Here is an 18,914-nt window from a genome sequence, read left to right as displayed (position 1 = left end):
TTATCTTTATTTCCTTATTGAGGGGTAGCGCTACTTTACTGCGAATGGCGCGAAGAACCAACGCTATTTCCCAATTGCCTCTTCAGTTCTATACCTTGGTCAAATCAATGTAAGTTCAAGAAAATGAAACGATTAGCGACTGGTGCAACTGGTTGAGTGAGCTATGCTCAATAGAGTTGCGACAAAGTAAGAGCATGGAGGAAGTCGGATGAAAGTGTCACTGGCTCGATGGACAATTGTGACTTGTTTAATAAGCGTACCTACTTTTGCCGTTGTTACGCCCAACCCACCTCAGTTACAGGCAAAAGGCTACGTATTAATGGACTTTCAATCCGGTGCCATTATTGCCGAGTATAACGGGCGAGCAGGCCTTGCTCCGGCGAGTTTAACCAAGTTGATGACCGCTTATGTAGTTGGACAAGAAATCAAAGCGGGGCGTTTGAAATGGGATGATGTTGTCACCGTGAGCGAAAACGCGTGGTCGGCCAAGTTTCCCGGTTCTTCTAAAATGTTCATCAAACCGAAAGATGAAATTAGTGTTGCGAACTTAATGCGCGGCGTGATCATCCAATCAGGAAATGACGCGTGCGTTGCACTGGCTGAGCATGTTGCAGGCAGTGAACGCGGCTTTGTTGCCTTGATGAATGGTTGGGCGGAGAAATTAGGACTGCAAGACACCTATTTTGTGAACTCCCATGGTCTTGATAGTGATGGCATCCAAACCTCACCAACCGATATGGCAAGACTCATGCAGTCGATCATCAGCGATGTTCCTGATGTGTACGCGCTATACAGTGAGAAAGTCTTCAAGTGGAACGACATTACGCAGTACAACCGCAATAAGTTGTTGTGGGACAATTCCATTGATGTCGACGGGGGAAAAACCGGCTACACCAGCAATGCCGGATACAGCTTGGTGAGCTCGGCCAAAGAAGGAAGAATGCGCCTTATCTCGGTGGTGATGGGTACGCCAAGTAAACAGGCTCGGATCAGCCAATCGAAGAATCTACTCAGCTATGGTTTTCGCTTTTATGACACCAAGCAAGTTGCTAAACAGGGGGAAGTTGAGTCTAAAGTTCGCGTTTGGAAGGGAAATGCTAATCAAGTTGAGGCGATCTTTGCTAAAGATGCCTATCTCACTCTGCCTCGTTCAATGACGGCTGGGCTTGATAAGAGTGTGGTGTTAAATGAACCGTTGATTGCGCCGATCGCGCAAGGAGATGAGATTGGTAAGGTCGTTTGGAAAAGCGATGACAGTACCGTGGCGAGTTATCCCTTGGTCAGCAGCCAAGCGGTAGAAGAGGGCTCGTGGTTCGCTCAGCTTTGGGACAGTCTGGTGCTGTGGGTGAAATCGTTCTTTAACTAGAATAAAAACGAGCAGAAGTGTCTTTCTGCATTTTTTTGTTGATGGCCGCCCAGCTAAACGCTGGGCGGTGTTTTATTTAACGGTTTATTCCGACAAGGTGATGATTGGTAAATCGTCCCAAATCTTACTTTCATCCGATGCGCCACCGGAGAAGTTCCAAGGGCCTTTGTCTTGTTCTAGCGGACGGTAAGTTGCCGAAAGGCCGTCTAAGTCCCAAGTCGTGACATAGAAGCGGATACCATCGAGCGAATCTGGGCGGCCCAGCGCGTCACTCGCAAAGTCCATCGAAATAGTGTTATTGGCTTTGTCTACTGTCACTGTTGGTGCTGGCGTGACCGCTTCTCCCCATGTCGTCGCATTTGCTCCTTTGGTGTTGTAAATCGAGCTTTGCCAGCCAAAAACAACCGCATTACGACTCCAGGTTCCGCTTGGCATAGAAGCGTTGATCTTCGGTAGCTCAGACAAGTTAGTTGCGGCTTCTTCAGGTAAATCAATAAAGATGGTGAAACCTACGTGGTCGAAGCCGTTTGGTGGCAACCAAGTGTCGGTGATGTTGTCCATAGTGAAGGTCAAACGTACGTTACTGCCAACGGTAAATACCTCAGCTTTGTTGATTGCGAGTTGGCTATTGTTTTTATCGAATGTTGGATCCGTTGGTAGCGAATAGTTACCGTTAGGACCGCCCATGCCATCTTGCGCATCACCCGCGTCATCAATAGTGTCGTCTGGCGTGTTTGACCAGCTTAAGTCCGACACAAAGTTAACATCTTCAATGCCAGCTTTTTTCTCAGTAGAATAAATCGCGAAGCGGTGTTGTTGTTCGCCAATTGCAAAGTGACGAGTCGACAGCGTGACACTAAACTGACCATCAGCGCCTGCAGTAATGGCTTGCGCTGTTTCTAAGTTACCATCGACGACAAGGTTCAACTTCTCGTTGGCGTTCGCACTACCCGCGATAACAATATCACCAGTGATGGTTTTTCCTTCCCAATCCTGCGCCAGTTGTATGTTGAGGTCTGGGGTATCTACCGATTGGGTATCGTTAGTTTTTGAGTAAATCACGGCAGATTTGGCTGGTAGCTCAAGGGTTACGTGACCGTTTTCATCTGCGATTAACTGCTCTGGAGCGTCTACCCAGTTCGACATGATTTGTTGTTTGAAGACGGTGCCACCAACTTGTTCTACATCGAGTTGGTTCATCAACATTGGAGAGTTAGATGTGTTCATTACCACTAAGACTTCGTCGTTATCCAAAGTGCGGGTAAAGGCGAACACACCTGCACCAGCTTTATCGCTGCCAATGACTTTCATTTCGCCGCGTGTCATGACTTTGTTTTCGGTACGTAACTTAGCAAGCTCTTGGATGAACAAGTACATCTCGCTGTTTTGGTCGAATGAATCTACGTAGTCGCCGTCTTCACGGTAACCGCCAGCAAACATCGCATCGCGCGCTGCTGGCATCGCTTGCTCTGTACCTTGGTAAATCACAGGAATACCGGGTACGCTCATCATGGTGATCAGAGCTTGCTTCATATCGTTGACACTGCCTTGCGATAGAAAACGCGGCATATCGTGGTTATCAATGAAGTTCGGCATGATGTATGGATTTGGGAACATCTCCATCATTTTCTCAAGACGGAAGCGTAAGTAATCGGTCGGTTGCCCTGCTGCAAATACGCGCGTCATGGTCGCTTGCAATGGGAAGTTCAGTACCGAGGTTAACTGCTCCGGCGAGCCGCTTTCGCCGATGTAAGTCAGCATTTTCTCTTCGCCTTCTGTGTTGTAAGGCGTAGATGTTTCGAAGACTTCACCAAAGGTCAGGAAGTTATCGCGACCAGTATCAACCGCTTGAGTCATCACACCATCGTCGGCGTGCAGGAAGTCGTTCCAGAAATCGTGCTCAACAAACTTCACCGTATCGATACGGAATCCGTCGACGCCGACTTCGCGAATCCATTTTCGGTAGCTCTCTTTTAGATAAGCGCGTACTTCAGGATCGGACGTATTAAGGTCATCCAAATCAGAGAGCTGCCAGGTTTTTTCTTGTACCGGATCGTTGTGGTCGGTGATGCTTGGCGTCCAGTGGTAGCTGCCTGTGCCATCTTCTTTACACTCATTCTTGTTGAGCGGGTAAGGCAGTTCTTGTCCTGCTGGTAGCGCATTTTCAATCAAACGGAAACCTTGGCAAGGTAGGCTAGGATCGTAATTGTATGGGTCATCGTAAGTGAAGAAGTTACCTACGTGGTTGGTCACGATGTCCTGAATTAAGAACATGTTACGCGCATGCACTTCGCGTGCTAACGCTTGGTAGCTTTCCATGTCACCAAAGTGCTCATCCACTTTTTGGAAGTCACGCGCCCAGTAACCGTGGTAGCCACCATAGTTTTGTTCTGCATCCCACCATTGGTTTGCCACTGGCGGAGTAATCCAGATCGATGTGGCACCGAGAGTTTCGATGTAGCTTAACTTATCACTCACGCCAACGAGGTCGCCGCCGCTGAACTTTTTATCCGAAGTCGGATCGAATTCGTTTTGCCCTTGATCATTAAGAGCGCTGTCGCCGTCGTTAAAACGGTCGATCATCAGGAAGTAAATGATTTGATCTTGCCAATCAGGAGATGCCACGTGGCTGCCTGTATCGACTGGTGCGGTTTCGTCGCTTCCACAGCCAGAAAGAGCTAGAGCGATCGATAAAGGAAGTATTTTTATTTTATTCATTGAGTTAGGTAGAGTTTCAAACACGGTCTTTGCCTCCGTTATGCAGCAATGCAGAAACGATAAAGCAAAGGTTTGAAATTGAGAGTGTCATTTCACGCCAAAAAAGACGTGATATGATGTCACGAAGAGACGATTTTGATCTGACCGACAGTTTTAATTGAGAGGTTGCACAATAGGATATTGTATCGGGTAATGCTCTTTCGCGAGCTCGTTGTCGGATTCATCATAAAGGCGGAAACGGCACTGCTTTGCAGTTTGAGTGAGCGATAATTGCAGCACCCAACAAGCATAATGTTGCGAGTGTTGGGTCAAGCGCATTGCGTGAGGTGTGGGGTCATCATCGGCGTAACAGTCAATCCTCACAACGTTTTCAAGTCGGCATGCCAGTTCGATAAAGAGCGTGTATTGCGCCCCAATATTAATAAGCTGCCGAGTCGGGACAATATATTCCGTTGCGCCAATTAAAAGCCCCTTAGAAACCACATAATCACGCTGGTGGTTATTCTCAATGTAACGTTCTCCATCGACTTCATAACACAGGCGAAAGGTAAGGGGATGCGCTACCGGAAGTTCGGTCGTTGCCCATAGCTCGGTACCATGACTTAAAAAACGCTCGAAGAAGGCGGGGTAGCGCCGCCATGCGCCATCACGGTCACGGCATTCTACCGAGACCACTTTTTCAAACGCAATATTGTCCACTTCCATCCAGATTTTGCCGACAGGTTGGTCGATGTGGTTATCGTCGAAGGTATTGGCTTTGGCGTAGTATAAGCGGATCGGTTGTTGATTTAGTTGAGTTCGGTTATCCAAACATTGTTGGCGATATTGCATGGGTGAAAACGGATACCAACGACGAAAAGTGCGGTGAAAGTTCGAAGGTTCTTCATAACCAAGTTGATAGGCGATTTGCTGCGTTGTGAGTTGGGTGTCGGCAAGCAAAGTGAGTGCTTGCTTTCTTTTAGCGAAATCAACGCATTGAGAGTAGCTCATTTGCTTTTCTTGCAGTCGACGTTGCAAGGTGCGTTTGGAGACGCCCAGTTGCCTTGCCGCTTGCTCTAACTTGAGCGCGTAATTACTGTTTTTGATGAACAAGGCGTTCAAAACACTCAGCAATTCTGGCTGTTCAATTGGTTGGTGAGAAAGCAGCAAATAAACATGTTTCACCAGTTCAAACACGCTTGAACTCGTTTTAGAATCTCGCGTTTCCTCTAGAAAAATATTGGCCGCGAGTGGATTGTTGGCGTGAACTTGTACCTGTATTGATTCGCTTAACTCAAGCATTTCCAACTGCATTTTGAGCAAGCCAAACACCGACTCCGCCCAATTTGGCATATCGCCCGTTCTACATTCGACTTGAAGATGGATTTGGGCATCACCATGTTGCAATGTGACGTACAAACGGCGGTCGAATAATGAGACACTTTTACTCCACCAAAGCAGCCCTTCTTGGAGGTTAGGCGCTTCTTTCAACATCATGCATTGCAAGGCCACCAACTTCTCAATGTGCCAATATTCGCCGGCAATTCGAAGGTGATTGTGACCGAGCTTTTTGCACAGAAAGGATGTAATAACGTTATCTTGAGGCAGCATGAGTTGAGTTTGGTTGCGAGCAAACATGCATTATTGCCGAAAAGATGAAGAAGTTCAGTGAGAACGCTCAAAGCCTTTCTTATCGTTTTATTTTCAAATTTATTTTGAAAATGTTTTTAATCGAAATCGGTTTTTCCCTTTATCTCATGAGGTTATGCTGTTACTCAGCTTAAACTCATTAATTGGAGAGCCTCATGGATATCGTACAAGCTGCAAAATCTCGTTACTCAACGAAAGTGTTTGACCCAACGCGCAAGCTATCTCAAGAAAAAATCGATGCAGTTAAAGAGCTGATTCGTTTTAGTCCATCGAGTGTGAACTCTCAACCTTGGCATTTCATTCTGGCAAGCACAGAAGAAGGCAAACAGCGCATCGCTAAAGCGGCGCAAGAGAACTACGCATTTAACGCGGCGAAGATTCTCAACGCTTCTCACGTATTGGTGTTTTGTGCGAAAACAGGCATTGATAACGACTACATTGAAGCGCTAATGGTGCAAGAAGAAAAAGATGGTCGATTCCCAACTGAAGAAGCGAAAGCGGCTGTACGCGGTGGTCGTAGCTACTTTGTGAACATGCACCGTTTTGATCTGAAAGATGCAAACCATTGGATGGAGAAACAAGTTTACCTCAACGTGGGTACGTTGCTGTTGGGTGCTTCGACGTTAGAAATCGATGCAGTACCAATTGAAGGGTTTGATCCAAAAGTGCTGGATGAAGAATTTGGCTTGCGTGAAAAAGGTTATACCAGTGTTGTGATCGTGCCGCTTGGCTACCACGCGGAAGATGACTTCAACGCGAAAACGCCAAAGTCTCGCTGGGACGCAGAAACCGTATTCACCGAGATCTAATTCGAGCTTACTTGCAGGTGACGTAGAACCTTGTAATCAATATATAAATCGCAAAAGAGTGATAAAACGATGATCCACTTAGTCGCAGAAGTGAAAGCCTATCCAGATAGTAAGGATCAGGTGGTGAATTTGCTTGCTGGTTTACTAGAGCCAACTCGCAAAGAAGAAGGCTGTTGCCAATACGAGTTGTATCTCGACGAAAAAGTTGATGGCCTATTTATGTTCCAAGAAATCTGGGCATCGCAAGAGGCCTTGGATAAGCATTTGCAAAGCCCGCATATGGCGACGTTTCTTGAAACATTGGAAGAGAATGATTGGGTTGAATATACCCAGATTCGTCCTCTTCGATTTATCGCCTAATGACAGAAGGTTGCCAGCACGTTGGCGCGTTGCTGGCAGCATTTTTGTTGGATAAAGTCGCGGAAAGTCCGAATCGTTGGCGTCAATAATCGACGATCGGCACATACCATGTAGAGCGGCACTGGGCCGCAATCCCATTCTGGTAACACTCGCACCAATCTTCCCTCGATTAAGTCTCGGCTAATGTCCATCAATGATTTATTCGCAATGCCTTTGCCTTTGATCGCTAACCGGTGTGGCAAGTCACTATCGTTGCTCATTAAGTTACCGCTGACCACGATTTGTTCTTTCTCGCCGTCACGCGTGAGCGTCCATTTGTTGTAGACCGAATCCGCGACCATATAGCACAAGCAGTTGTGTTGCATTAAATCGGCAGGAGAGGTGAGTTCTGGATGTGTAGCTACGTACTCTGGCGATGCACATAATATCCGTTCGTTTGACCCACATAATGCCAATACGACCAGATTGGAGTCGGCCGGCTCGCCGTAGCGAATCGCAATATCGACAGGCTTGGTGTACATATCCGTCAAGCTATCGGACAGCTCTAGTTTGATGGAAACATTTGGGTAGAGATCGATGAACTCATCCACCCAATCGAGCAACATATTGCGACCAAAATCGGAGGGTGCAGTAATGTGCAGCTGACCAGACAACTCCCCGCGCGCACTTGAGATCTGATCCAACCCCTCTTGCAATGTTGCCAACGCTTGCGTGGTTTTGTCTAAAAACAGTTCGCCCTCTGAGGTTAAACGCAGGCTTCGGGTGGAACGCACAAACAACGGGAAACCGATTTGCCCTTCAAGACGCTTAATCGATGCGCTAATGGCGGCAGGTGTCATGTCCATGCTGTTAGCGGCTTTTGAAAAGCTGCCTTGGCGCGCGGTTTCGACAAAAATATTGAGGTCGTTGAGGGCTTTCATTGTGAAAAGGGCTTTTAAGAAGTTTGGGCTACTATAGGGGAGAGTCGTAGGCCAATTCAAGGTTAAAACATTAGGTTGCACGGCGAGTTTGAGTTAGATTAGCGCGCAACTTCACTTTACCGGATCAATAGCATGAGCCAACAGCAGCCGAATAACCCACTTCACGGGTTGAGTTTAGAGAAAATCGTCACCCGACTAGTTGAACACTTTGGTTGGAATGGCATGTATGAGCGCGTTCGTGTGAACTGTTTCAAGAAAGATCCTTCAATCAAATCGTCGCTGAAGTTCCTGCGTAAAACGCAATGGGCCAGAGATAAGGTGGAAGCGCTGTACATCGAGACATTCTGCTAACCGCTCTATGGTCTGCAGCAAGCGGCAAGCAGATTCTTAGTCTCGCTATGGCTCGCTAGAATGACGTCACTTTTCTTATCGCGTAGGCTAGAAGAGTCGCTCTGCTGTTACGTTTAAAGCGTGATTCAGAATCTACCCTCAGGCTTGTATTGAGTCTATTCATAGCTCTATGGGCCTACAGCAGCGGTAAGTAGATTCTTAGTCTCGCTTTGGCTCGTTAGAATGACGTAGCTTTTCTTATCGCGTAGGCTGAAAGAGTCGCTCTACTGTTACGTCTAAAGCGAAATTCCGGATGGTCACATAGGTTCTTCTGGAATCGCTTTTTAGATGGTTTTGTAGAGATCAGAGCCAAACTCGAACTGTTATTCTGAACAGCGAGGAACGAGCGTGATTCAGAATCTACTCTCAGATTGTATTGAGTTTATTCATGGCTTTATGGTCTGCTGCAAGCGGTAAGTAGATTCTTAGTCTCGCTATGGCTCGCTAGAATGACGTAGCTCTTCTTATCGCGTAGGCTGAAAGAGTCGCTCTACTGTTACGTTTAGCGAGGTTTCGAATGATTCACTTTAGGCTCATTAGAATGACGCGAGTTTTCTTATTGCGTAAGTTGGAATGGTACCTCAGCATCATTCCCGATAGCGATGAAGAAGCGCTGTCGGGAACCTCGCCTTTAATCTCTCGTTTCTTGCTACTCCAAGTGATGCGTACTACCCACGGTTCCTTCCAAGTCTAAAATCGACTGGCGAACGTGATCTGGAATCGCAGCTTTAACGTTGTTCTTAAAATCAAACATCACACCAGTGGCGGTCGCGATGGTCGCAATTTTACCCCACTTCTTACTCAGCACTTGGTACTCCATTGTGATGCGATCTTCTTGCATGTCGATTACGCGAGAACCGACTAATAGCGTGTCTGGGTAAGTAACAGGCAATTTGTAGCGGCATTGAGTCTCGCTCAGTACTGGCCCAATTTGCGAGGTCTGCAGGTCGACCAGCAGGTTAATTTTGTTGAAGTAATCTAAACGTGCGGTCTCGAAGTAGCGAAAATAGACCACGTTATTAACGTGTTGCAGAGCATCCATTTCACCCCATGCGACTTTTATCTCTGTGATAACGGGAAAGTCCTTTAACAGTGTGTCCATTTTTATTGCTCCTTTTTCATCTGCTTTGCCACAAATTGCGACGCGACTTATCACTTTGAGCATTTATTCTAGATGTAATCATTTAATATGTAATAAAATTGTTTTTAAAGTGTGAAATGAAATAGTGGTTTGATTATGTAAACTAGAAACTTTACATAATCGAGTTGAAGGCGTAAGTTTAACTAAGAGTAACCAGATAGGAGGTGTCTCATGATTGAACTCAAAGGTTTCAACCTCGCAAGAGTTGAGAAACGCATTGATTGGACAGGTGAGCTGTTCAGTTTGAGAATATCTGGCGCGCCTCTTTCATTTAAAGCTGGCCAATTCACCAAGCTTGCTTTGCTTGATGATGAAGGTAAGCCGATCAGCCGTGCTTACTCTGTGGTTAATGCGCCAAGCGAGCAATTCGATTGGTTGGAATTTCTAATAGTAGCCGACCCTCAAGGACAACTTTCTCCACGGCTCCAAAAGCTTAAATCTGGTGATAGCATTTATGTCGGTGCCACCGCACATGGCGATTTAATCCATGACTCTATTCCTAAACAGGCTCATGACCTGTGGCTGCTATCTACAGGTACGGGGATTGGACCGTTTTTATCGCTGCTGGATGATATAAACTTACCGCCTCACAATGAGCGCATTGTGCTGGTTCATGCCGTTCGTTTCGAAAAAGATCTGGTTTATAAATACCTAATTGAACAGCTTCAGCAACGATATGAAGGCAGATTAAAGTATATACCGATAGTCAGCAGGGAAGTGGTTGACGGTAAATTACAAGGCCGAATTCCTGAACTCATCGAATCGGGTTTACTGTCCAACGCCGCTGATGCGCCATTCTCAGCTCAGCGTAGCTTTGTCATGATGTGTGGGAATCCGCAAATGATCAAAGATACCGTGCCCGTTTTACAAGAGCTAGGCTTGGAAAAGTATCGCCATCAAACTGGGGGAAATATCATTTACGAACGTTACTGGTAGCGTTTTGTTAAATTGATACGGTTATGCTCAAGATGTAATGATTACTTTTGAGATACGATCGCGATTTAGTATGTTCTTAGTTGAATATTATGTTGGCAATACCTAAACTGCGCTCACCATTGCGCGTCTGTACACTCAGTCATTCTCGCTTAACCAATTACATTGAGGTGACTGAAGTCCATGTATGCATTTATCGCGAGCAAGCAACAGAGAATCATTGCTGGTTTTATCGACCTGCTCTTTACGATGGTGGTCGTGTTAATAATTGCATTGAGTATTAACTCTTTTCTTAACGACTTTCAGCTCTCTTTAGCAGATAACCTCACGCTTGTTCGTGAAACTCAGGCGTTTTACTTGCTTTCTTTACCAACGGTTTTAATGATCAACTGGAATGCATTGAGTCATGGGCAAACCATTGGTATGCGCATGATTGGTATTAAAGTTGTAATGAAAAATGATAGTAAGGCAACGAAAGTTACAGCAGGGTTAAGGCTTGTTATTAGCTACTTGCTGGAGATGCTCATTCCGGGGATCCCGTTGGTAAATTTGGCATTGTTGTTCTTTCATCCGGAGCGACGATTGTTGCATGACTTGATCGCCAATACTAAAGTTGTCCAAGCTTCCTAATTTTTGATCAAAAAAGCCACGTGAAGTGGCTTTTTTAATATCGATAAAGTTAACCAGATTTACTGTTGATTAACATATTTCTTAAAGCGAGCTTTGGTTTCTGCGTCTGCTTTTTGGTACCAGAAGTGCAGCATCTCTTCAGCTGTCGAATCCGCTTTAACCGCAGTTGCTCTCACTTGCTTCATATCCGCAGGAACCTTTGCAGGAAGCGTGACTGGCTGCATGGTTGCTGCGCCAGCAAAAGCCACGGCTGCTGCACCGCCAGCTTGGTTATAATCTTCGATTTCACGTACGTAATCACGACCGATTTGCATACCCGGTTTGAGCAACTTGTCCTGGTCAACCGCGATTGCGTTGCCAGAATCATCAACCAGTTTCCAATCTAAGTCTTTGATCTTCTCTTCCGCATCACGTAGGTTGCGGTATTCTGGCATTTGTAGAGTGAGTTCGGCATTGGTCGCGTCAAATCGTGTAACGATAACATCGCTTTCAACACTTAAACGGTCATTACCTTGGTTGAAGTAAGGGGCGAAACGAAATACGACTTGGTTAAGGCCATCAGGTAACGTCAGTGTTCTTTCAGAGGCGAAAAAACCACCCGAAAGATCTGCTTTTTCACCGTTAGCCGCTAATACTGAAACGTTGTCAGGAACACTCACGGTTACATCTGCGAATGCCATGCCACTCATTGCGAGAGCAAGCGCACAAGTTAAAGGCTTGATCAATTTCATTGTTTTTATCCTAAGCAAATTAGTGGTCATCGAGAGTGCATCGTTCATTGCCCGATTGCAACTCCCAAGTGTAATAAGTATGAAAATTTAACAAGAACGTCATTTTTATCGCATTTATTACGACGAAACTGTGATCCAAATAGAATCAAACCGCTGAAATGCAGCGGTTTGATATCATAAGTTATAGATTAAATTTCTTTCTAACTTATTGATTTATTAAATTCCAGCACCGTGTCCAGGTTCTGATTGGTCATCAGAAGCGTCTTGTTGTTCTGCCATTTCTTCTTGCTGTTGTGCTTTCTCAATGCTCAACCACCAAACAAATAACTCATACCAAATTGCTAGGATAACGGCACCTAAGAACAGACCAACGATGCCGTAGAAAAGCATACCACCGATGGCACCGAGCAGAATCACAGGCATTGGCACGTCGACGCCACGTCCCATTAACATTGGTTTGAACAGGTTTTCAGAAAGAGCCGCAACTACGACCCAAACAGTAAACATGGTTGCTGTTGAGGTGTCTTGGGTCATGTACATGAAGCCAATCACAGGTAGCACTGCGAGCAACGCCGGGAGCTGAGCGATACATAAAATCATTAGAAGCAGTGTGAGTAAACCTGCTGCCGGAACGCCAAATACGAAGAAACCAGCACCGATCAACAGTGCTTGAATCGCCGCTACACCGACTACGCCAAGCAGTACGCTTTTAATTGTCGCAGCGATAAGCGTGGTCCAGCTTTTTGCGTTTTCACCAGCGGTTCGAATCGCGATGGTTCTTAAGCCTGATGCTGCAGATTCAGAGTACGTCATGAAACCTGCTGCAATCGCAAGTGACAAGATTGAAAGCAGTAAACTTCCCAATACGCCCCCCAGTGTACCCAGTAAAGATGTGAGTCCTGCCTTTATTTGTGGCATAAAGGTTTGAATAGCTTGTTCAAGATTAGTAGCGAATAGGGTCCACACTTCGTAGAGCTTATCACCCACGATAGGCCAATCCGCTACGGAAGGTTTTGGCCCTGGTATTTTCACTTGTCCATTTTGTAGTACTTCAAGCGCGTGCGTTGCACCATCCACAATGGAGCCTGATACCATAACAAGTGGCGTGACAAGGAGGGCAATACCAAGTAAAGCAATGGTTGTGGCTGCCAAGCCTCTACGACCACCATATACACGCTGCAATTTTTGGGTAAGCGGCATTAAAGCGACGGCTATAATAGCGCCCCAAATAACCGGAAGGATGAAGGGTTTGATGATGTCGTACGTAAACATCAGCAAGACAAAGATCAAGCCAATGCGTATTGCCGATTCCACCATATTACTGATGAAAAGCTTACTGTCGATTTTTACCGATTGTTTATCCATTTTTGTTTACCTGATGATCAATGTTAGAACTGACGAGACTTGAAACAACAATCGCCATATAAAAAACACCTGTGATGGCCTCTAAATACACCACGACTTGAGCCAGTGGTGTTAGAGGACTAATGTCGCCATAACCGAGCGTGGTTAAGGTAACGAAACTGAAATACGCTGCATTGGAGAAGTTCTGCCCCCAAGAAATCGCTTCCATACCGGTAAAGGCTTCAGGCGAAAACTCAAGCAGAATGAGGTAGGCAATCGCCCACATCAGACCAAGCAGCAAGAAAAGCGCTACCGAGCCAATGACTTTGTTGCTGTTGACATGGCCGGTGAAAAGAATCTGTCTTGCGATGGATTTAAAAGTGCCGAAAAAGAACGCAAAGGTGAGGGCAAGCATCACCACATTCATCTCTCTGATGTCGAAAACGGTCTTGATCACAATCACAAGAACCCAAACACCAAACAGGCTGTAGAGGAAACGAGACCAGGTTTTGTCAAAGCGAAGGCTCGCAAAACAGACGATAAACGTCAGAACCGTGAAAGCCTGAAGTATGTGTTCAATCGTCCCTTCACCTACGACTTGTGCCATCGCACTCCCTAGCAACAAAATCACTAGTGCTAAGGTTAGATAGAAGAAGTTGTTTTCTTCATTAATATTTTTGAGGTTTTTACCAATGACCATGGCTCTTCTCACTTAGTTATTGTTCACTTTCTGCGGATGACTCTTTCATCACCATGATGGACGCAGAAAGCCCGAATCGAAGATCAACATCTTCAGGAAGTTCTTGTAGGGAGATTCGCACCGGAATACGTTGTGCTAGGCGAATCCACTGAAAAACAGGGTTTACGTTTGGAAGAAGGTTGTAGCCGACCGTGCCGTCTTTGGGCGCAATACCCCAACCAATCGAGTCAACCGTCGCGTCTATTGGCGTGCCTGGGTGAGACATCAAAGTGACACGCGCTTGGCTGCCAGGTTCGATTTGCGCAAGTTGGTTTTCACGGAAGAAACCAAATACCCAAAAGCTGTTTTTGTCGATCAGTGCGAGCAGTGGTTGGTTTGCGACCGCTTGCGTACCGTTTCTAATATCGAGGTTAGATACAAAACCATCGACGGTCGCATAAACTTTGGTAAAGCTGAGGTTAAGGCGTGCTGATTTTAGTTGTTCTTCTGCAGATTTGATTTGCAGTAGCGATTCTTCGTAAGCGATTTCACGACGAATCAGATCCTTGTGAGAAACTGCGCCACGGTCTTTGGCACGAATGTCTTTTAAGCGGTCATATTCGATTTTTTTACCGCGAGAGCTAACAATGGAGCGCTCCAGTGCTACTTCGGCTTGAGATAACGCAACCTGGTAAGTCGCAGGGTCGATTTCAAACAGTAAATCCCCCGTTTTTACTTCTTGGTTGTCTTGCACCGCGACATTTACAATTGGGCCTGATACGCGAGGAGCCACTTTGATGACGTTAGCATGCACTTGTCCATCTCGTGTCCATGGGTTATTAAAGTATTCCTCAAACTTTTGATAGCCGAGCCAAGCTGCGCCACCAAGAATGACAAGATTGAGTGCGATTACGAATAGTTTTTTCATCTTGTTTGGCACCTAAAATTGAATATAAAAGCTGTCGATGGCCACCACATAACCGACCATGATGGCAATAAACGTCAGAGACGGAAAAGCGATGAAGCGAGACAAACGTGTCTTGTTCAATATCATCACCGTTATCCACGTGGCCGTGACGGCGAGAAAGAGCACGAGTAGCGTAGGAGAAAAGTAAATGTCTCCCCAAGAAAGTTCATGAGGCATTACCGATCCTCCGTTTTGTTTTCATCACTGGTCTCAGCCGGAGTTTCGAGGCGCAAAGGCGGCAATACGCGGTTTTCTTCATTTAAATAACTTCCCCAGTCAGTGCGCTCTGTCATCTGCGTGGCAATCGATTCACTGATGAAAGGCTTGCCTGTTTGGGTTTGCCAGCCTCCACCGAGGGCTTTATAGAGTGCAACAACTTGGTTCGCCACGTTCCCTTTGATCGTTGCGTAGCTGTCTTCTGCGCGGGTCATTTTTTCTACCGAGTTAAGCAGACGTTCGAATGAAATTTGTCCGTTTTCGTACTGTGTCATGGATATGTTGAACGCACGAATGGAAGAGTTGACCGATTGCAAGCGTAAATCTTTTTGTTGCAAATACAGGTCATACGCTTCGATTGCATTGGTGACTTCATTAACGGCTTGCAGTACCTTTTTGTTGTAGTTCGTCAGCGTTTCTTGGAAGCGAGCATCTTCGAAACGAATGTTATTTTTCACGCGTCCGTATTGGAAAATGTTCCAACTGAACGTTGGGCCAACCACCATGGTGAGCGAATCGCTAAAACTGAAACTGCTGCCATCGGGAACCGTACTGTCGATACCGATGGAACCGAACAACGAAAAGCTTGGGTACAGAGCGGTTTCTGCCACGCCAATCTGCGCACTTTGCGCGCGAGCTTGCATCTCAGAGACTTGCAAATCCGGACGTCGCATCACTAAGTTAGCATCCACTTGCGTATCCAAAAGCGGTGGACGTGGCACAATGGAACGCTCGTCGGTGCCCGATAGCGCCGATTTTCTGCCCGTCGATTTGAACTGGGCTTCGTACTCAGCGATTTGCTTGTGCATCCCATCTGACTGTAGCAGTCGATCTACTTCTTCTGGTAACAGACCCAGTAGCAAAGCCAACACAGTACGTGATTGCTTCATTGCCACTTCGAGGCTCGGTAACGCTGCTTTGGTGGTGTAGAGTTGGTTTTTAGCTTGTTGAACGTCCAATTCTGTAACGTTGCCAGAGTCGAACTGCACCTGAGTAATACGTACGACACGCTCTTGAATCTCTATGTTGCGGCGAGACAGCAAAATACGTTCTTGGAATGTGCGATAGTTGATGTAATTGCGCGCCACTTCGGCGGTTATGGTGACCATGATGTCGTGATACGATGCGATGGATGCGTAGTAACCCGCTTCTGCCGACTCAATTCCGCGAGCATACTTGCCCCAAACATCCATTTCCCAAGCAGCATCAAACGATAAAGTGGCGTTATTCACGCCCTGATCATTTACGTAGGCACGCGCTAGGTTTCCTGACACGGTTTGAACTTGTGGGTATTGCAAGCCAGTCGAAATACCAAGCAATGAACGTGCTTGAACAATTCGTAGCCCTGCGGCTTCTAAATCGAGGTTTTGTTTGCTCGCCAACTCAACCAGCTGATTAAGAGTTGAGTCATTAAATTGCTGCCACCATTGTTGTAGCTGTTGCTCTGATTGCTGCGTATCTTTGGCTGCTTTTTGCACCGACCAGTCACTTGGCAGTGGCGCCTGCTTTGGATGAACATAATCTGGTCCTACCGTGGTACACGCACTGAGTCCGAGCAAAGAAAGTATGGCGAGGCTTGGTTTGGTTAGTTTTGGAAGCATCATATCCCCACCTTTAAAAACGCTTCTGTTGTAAGTTCACCCAATCGATATCCTCGTAGGTTTGCTTGCAATGCTTGATTGCTTCGAACACGTTCCGTTTTAAATTCAGCAAGATATAAAAACCGGCTATCTCTGAATAAGCGTAGTCAGATAAATCCAACTCACTAAAAAAATCTTCCAGTTTATCTTCGAATGTTTGGTAATCCTGACTGTATTGGTCGAATACGGAGTCGAGTTCTTGTGTTGCTTGATGGCTGGCTAAAGCGCCCGCCATCAAAGGAATGATGGAATCGCGGTGCTGTTGGCGAAGCTGAGTAATTAGTGGATTGGTCATCAACTTTTTCTCGGCGGCCATTAAGATGTTGATGTGAGTACTGAGTACATCACACGCTTTGCTAAACGCGCCAATCGCTTCTGGCGTGGTTTTATCAAAGTGTTTGTGGTTGATTTTCGAACCCCAGACTTTGAGCTTTTTCGATGAGACATTGAGCGTCACCAAGTGCAAGGCCCGTTTGAGCGGCGTAATAACCGAGCTGGACTGCTGTTGATAGGTAGTGAACAGCTCTCGGGTATGTCGGAAGTAGCGTTCTTTTATGGTCAAAAAGAGGTGTTCTGGTCGTGAGCTAAACGGGAAGTAGTGCGCGAAAATAATCATGAACACCACCATGTAGAACAACAGCATGATCGTCATGAGGATCCCGAAGTGATAAAACATGTTGTTGTCTAAACCAAGAACAAACAAGCCAATCATATAGAAAATCGTCACTGGCCCGTTAAACAGATAAAAGCCGATAAAGGTGTAGATAAAGATGAACAGGCCAAGTTCTAACCCGAGATCCAATTGCGGAAGAATGAAGACGTAAGAAGGCACCGCGAACAAGAAGCCGAAAGTGAACAGCACAAGCAACAAAATTGGGTGCACAGGCACGAACGACAGCAAAGACATAAACATGGTCGAGAAGACCACGAATGAATAGCCGCCTGGTGGATTGAAATAAATCCAAATCAGTCCAGCAACCCAATAAGTGACAAAGGTTTTGACCGCGGTTTTAAAGTTTTCTGCGTCCCACCATAGAAACTTGCCTTTCGGTTTCGGCAGTGGCACGTCAAAGGAGACATTGTTCGTCACAGAGTCAATACAGCTAATGCTCTCCGCTAAACGCGACAAGTTTTGATGCATCAGTTCCAACAGGTGACCAAGCGTAAGCGCAGAGCCTTTCTCTAGGTGAGCTGCGTCTTCTAGCAACGCTTGGTTGTATTTGACTTTGAATTCCTGGGCACGATAAGCGGGTTCTTTTTCGTCCCAGACTTGTTGGCAGGTATCAAATAGCGCGTCAATTTCCGCCACGGCTTGATCAAAGTTGCTGATACTTTCACGGTCTTGCTGGTGGCTAAAGTGGCTGTGCGCCGCGACGGTCAATTGTTGCGTTACCTGCTTGTTCAAATGAACTGCCAAGCGCCACTCTTTCATGTAGGCCGACACGTCACTGCATTCCACACTGACCGTGGCAAAACGCTGTTCGAGCGCATTTTGAGCGGCAAACATCTGTTCGATGAGAGTGTCCACGCTAGGAGGTTGTGGCTCTTCCGCTTCTGGATTTTCTTCTCCGCCTTCTTGAGGAGAGATTTGCCCTGCCGATTTTTGCTCGAAATTTTGCAAGATAGAGGTGAACAACGCGCGTTGTGCTTGGTTGAGTTGTTCGATGAGCTGTCTTAGGTTTTGTTCTGTTTTGGTCGGGAATAAGAAAGTCCCCACGAGTGTGTAAACCACCACCCCAAACACCGTCATGTAGGCGCGGTCAACGCCATAAAGAAACGCACCTTCTGCGTCACCGCCATTGGACATCATCAGTGTCATCACGCCGGTCAGCATGAGTAGCGTTGGATCTTTTTGATAGGCATTACGGAAGTAAAAAATGAATGAGACCACAACCGACACGCTCAGCATGTACAGCAAGCGGTCTTGAGCAAACAACCCCACCAGTAACAAGCCAACCACGGCACCAACCAATGTACCTAACACGCGTAAGGTACCTTTGGCGAGTGATTCACGACGACTGCCTGTCGATGCAATCAGCATTACAGTAGTTGCGGCCGTCGATGCTTGCGGCCAACCCATGGCAAACGGGATCAGATAAGCCAGAGTCAGGCTAAGCGATACTTTAATAGCGAATTTTATTTTGTCGTTCATAGTGTCAAAGTTTGCTCAGGCTTATCGTTATAAGTTGATGAATTTCTTATATGAATAATCAGAATCTTGTTCTGAATAAATTCGGGGGGCGGAATATAGCGGGTGAAAAAGTGTGCTTTGTAAACCCTTTGTCAAAACAAAAAGTGCGTATTTGGCTTGATCTCGTGCTAGCCCTTGGCGTTATTGGTGAAACGCCTAAAACGAGCAAATTCGCGATCTGTGATGATTCTCACTTTTGAAACAAAATCGCTGCATTGTGTGAGCCAATTCTCACCTTATATTCTTCGCC

Annotated in this window: 17 protein-coding genes; 6 read left to right on the top strand and 11 right to left on the bottom strand. The window is 46.2% G+C overall.

Features of this window, described 5'->3' with window-relative positions:
* Positions 1 to 208 precede the first annotated feature (208 nt).
* Complete coding sequence (locus R7M92_RS00675) at positions 209 to 1,366, top strand: D-alanyl-D-alanine carboxypeptidase family protein (protein ID WP_104976414.1); 1,158 nt, start codon at positions 209 to 211, stop codon at positions 1,364 to 1,366.
* Positions 1,367 to 1,450: 84 nt separating this feature from the next.
* Here the strand turns inward: R7M92_RS00675 and R7M92_RS00670 are convergent, their stop codons facing one another.
* A complete protein-coding gene (locus tag R7M92_RS00670; protein ID WP_318132487.1) occupies positions 1,451 to 4,108 on the bottom strand; it encodes an alpha-amylase family glycosyl hydrolase in 2,658 nt (885 codons plus the stop codon).
* Between the two features lie 129 nt (positions 4,109 to 4,237).
* Positions 4,238 to 5,701 carry a helix-turn-helix domain-containing protein gene (locus R7M92_RS00665; RefSeq protein WP_169644583.1) on the bottom strand — a complete coding sequence of 488 codons (1,464 nt, stop codon included), beginning with the start codon at positions 5,699 to 5,701 and terminating at the stop codon, positions 4,238 to 4,240.
* 167 nt (positions 5,702 to 5,868) lie between these two features.
* Here R7M92_RS00665 and R7M92_RS00660 point away from each other — a divergent pair, with 167 nt between their 5' ends.
* Both R7M92_RS00660 and R7M92_RS00655 read left to right on the top strand, forming a co-directional pair.
* On the top strand, positions 5,869 to 6,522 hold the full coding sequence (locus R7M92_RS00660; RefSeq protein WP_005384588.1) for an oxygen-insensitive NAD(P)H-dependent nitroreductase NfsB: 654 nt from the start codon (positions 5,869 to 5,871) through the stop codon (positions 6,520 to 6,522).
* A gap of 69 nt (positions 6,523 to 6,591) precedes the next feature.
* Complete coding sequence (locus tag R7M92_RS00655) at positions 6,592 to 6,882, top strand: putative quinol monooxygenase (RefSeq protein ID WP_005374925.1); 291 nt, start codon at positions 6,592 to 6,594, stop codon at positions 6,880 to 6,882.
* Here the strand turns inward: R7M92_RS00655 and R7M92_RS00650 are convergent.
* Complete coding sequence (locus R7M92_RS00650; RefSeq protein ID WP_015313624.1) at positions 6,879 to 7,802, bottom strand: LysR family transcriptional regulator; 924 nt, start codon at positions 7,800 to 7,802, stop codon at positions 6,879 to 6,881. The genes R7M92_RS00655 and R7M92_RS00650 overlap by 4 nt on opposite strands.
* A 132-nt stretch (positions 7,803 to 7,934) precedes the next feature.
* On the opposite strand from R7M92_RS00650, the gene R7M92_RS00645 reads away from it, so the two are divergent.
* A complete protein-coding gene (locus R7M92_RS00645) occupies positions 7,935 to 8,153 on the top strand; it encodes a VF530 family DNA-binding protein (protein ID WP_005374929.1) in 219 nt (72 codons plus the stop codon).
* A 688-nt stretch (positions 8,154 to 8,841) separates the two neighbouring features.
* On the opposite strand, the gene R7M92_RS00640 is transcribed toward R7M92_RS00645, so the two are convergent.
* Entirely contained in the window at positions 8,842 to 9,294 is a 453-nt protein-coding gene (locus R7M92_RS00640; RefSeq protein ID WP_005374933.1) for an acyl-CoA thioesterase, read from the bottom strand.
* 210 nt (positions 9,295 to 9,504) lie between these two features.
* On the opposite strand from R7M92_RS00640, the gene R7M92_RS00635 reads away from it, so the two are divergent.
* Both R7M92_RS00635 and R7M92_RS00630 read left to right on the top strand, forming a co-directional pair.
* Positions 9,505 to 10,269, top strand: a complete 765-nt coding sequence (locus R7M92_RS00635; protein WP_005374935.1) for a ferredoxin--NADP reductase — start codon at positions 9,505 to 9,507, stop codon at positions 10,267 to 10,269.
* A 180-nt stretch (positions 10,270 to 10,449) separates the two neighbouring features.
* Positions 10,450 to 10,896, top strand: coding sequence for an RDD family protein (locus R7M92_RS00630; RefSeq protein ID WP_047102393.1), 447 nt, complete (start codon positions 10,450 to 10,452; stop codon positions 10,894 to 10,896).
* A gap of 59 nt (positions 10,897 to 10,955) precedes the next feature.
* On the opposite strand, the gene R7M92_RS00625 is transcribed toward R7M92_RS00630, so the two are convergent.
* The 7 genes from R7M92_RS00625 to R7M92_RS00595 all read right to left on the bottom strand — a co-directional run bounded on the left by R7M92_RS00625 (position 10,956) and on the right by R7M92_RS00595 (position 18,625).
* Positions 10,956 to 11,627: a DUF2057 domain-containing protein gene (locus R7M92_RS00625; RefSeq protein ID WP_017634411.1), complete on the bottom strand. Its 672-nt coding sequence runs from the start codon at positions 11,625 to 11,627 to the stop codon at positions 10,956 to 10,958.
* 216 nt (positions 11,628 to 11,843) lie between these two features.
* Positions 11,844 to 12,992: an AI-2E family transporter gene (locus R7M92_RS00620; RefSeq protein WP_005386936.1), complete on the bottom strand. Its 1,149-nt coding sequence runs from the start codon at positions 12,990 to 12,992 to the stop codon at positions 11,844 to 11,846.
* A complete protein-coding gene (locus R7M92_RS00615; RefSeq protein ID WP_017634413.1) occupies positions 12,985 to 13,671 on the bottom strand; it encodes a potassium channel family protein in 687 nt (228 codons plus the stop codon). The genes R7M92_RS00620 and R7M92_RS00615 overlap by 8 nt, the downstream gene beginning before the upstream one ends.
* 16 nt (positions 13,672 to 13,687) lie before the next feature.
* Entirely contained in the window at positions 13,688 to 14,578 is an 891-nt protein-coding gene (locus R7M92_RS00610) for an HlyD family secretion protein (RefSeq protein WP_318132486.1), read from the bottom strand.
* Positions 14,579 to 14,590: 12 nt separating this feature from the next.
* Positions 14,591 to 14,794: a DUF1656 domain-containing protein gene (locus tag R7M92_RS00605; protein ID WP_005462724.1), complete on the bottom strand. Its 204-nt coding sequence runs from the start codon at positions 14,792 to 14,794 to the stop codon at positions 14,591 to 14,593.
* On the bottom strand, positions 14,794 to 16,437 hold the full coding sequence (locus tag R7M92_RS00600) for a TolC family protein (RefSeq protein WP_033906682.1): 1,644 nt from the start codon (positions 16,435 to 16,437) through the stop codon (positions 14,794 to 14,796). The genes R7M92_RS00605 and R7M92_RS00600 overlap by 1 nt, the downstream gene beginning before the upstream one ends.
* Positions 16,438 to 16,447: 10 nt before the next feature.
* On the bottom strand, positions 16,448 to 18,625 hold the full coding sequence (locus R7M92_RS00595) for an FUSC family protein (RefSeq protein ID WP_318132485.1): 2,178 nt from the start codon (positions 18,623 to 18,625) through the stop codon (positions 16,448 to 16,450).
* Positions 18,626 to 18,914: the final 289 nt, after the last annotated feature.

It is taken from the genome of Vibrio sp. Vb2880 (assembly GCF_033337975.1).
GTDB classification, from domain to species: domain Bacteria; phylum Pseudomonadota; class Gammaproteobacteria; order Enterobacterales; family Vibrionaceae; genus Vibrio; species Vibrio alginolyticus.
This window is presented reverse-complemented; position numbering and strand designations above follow the sequence as displayed.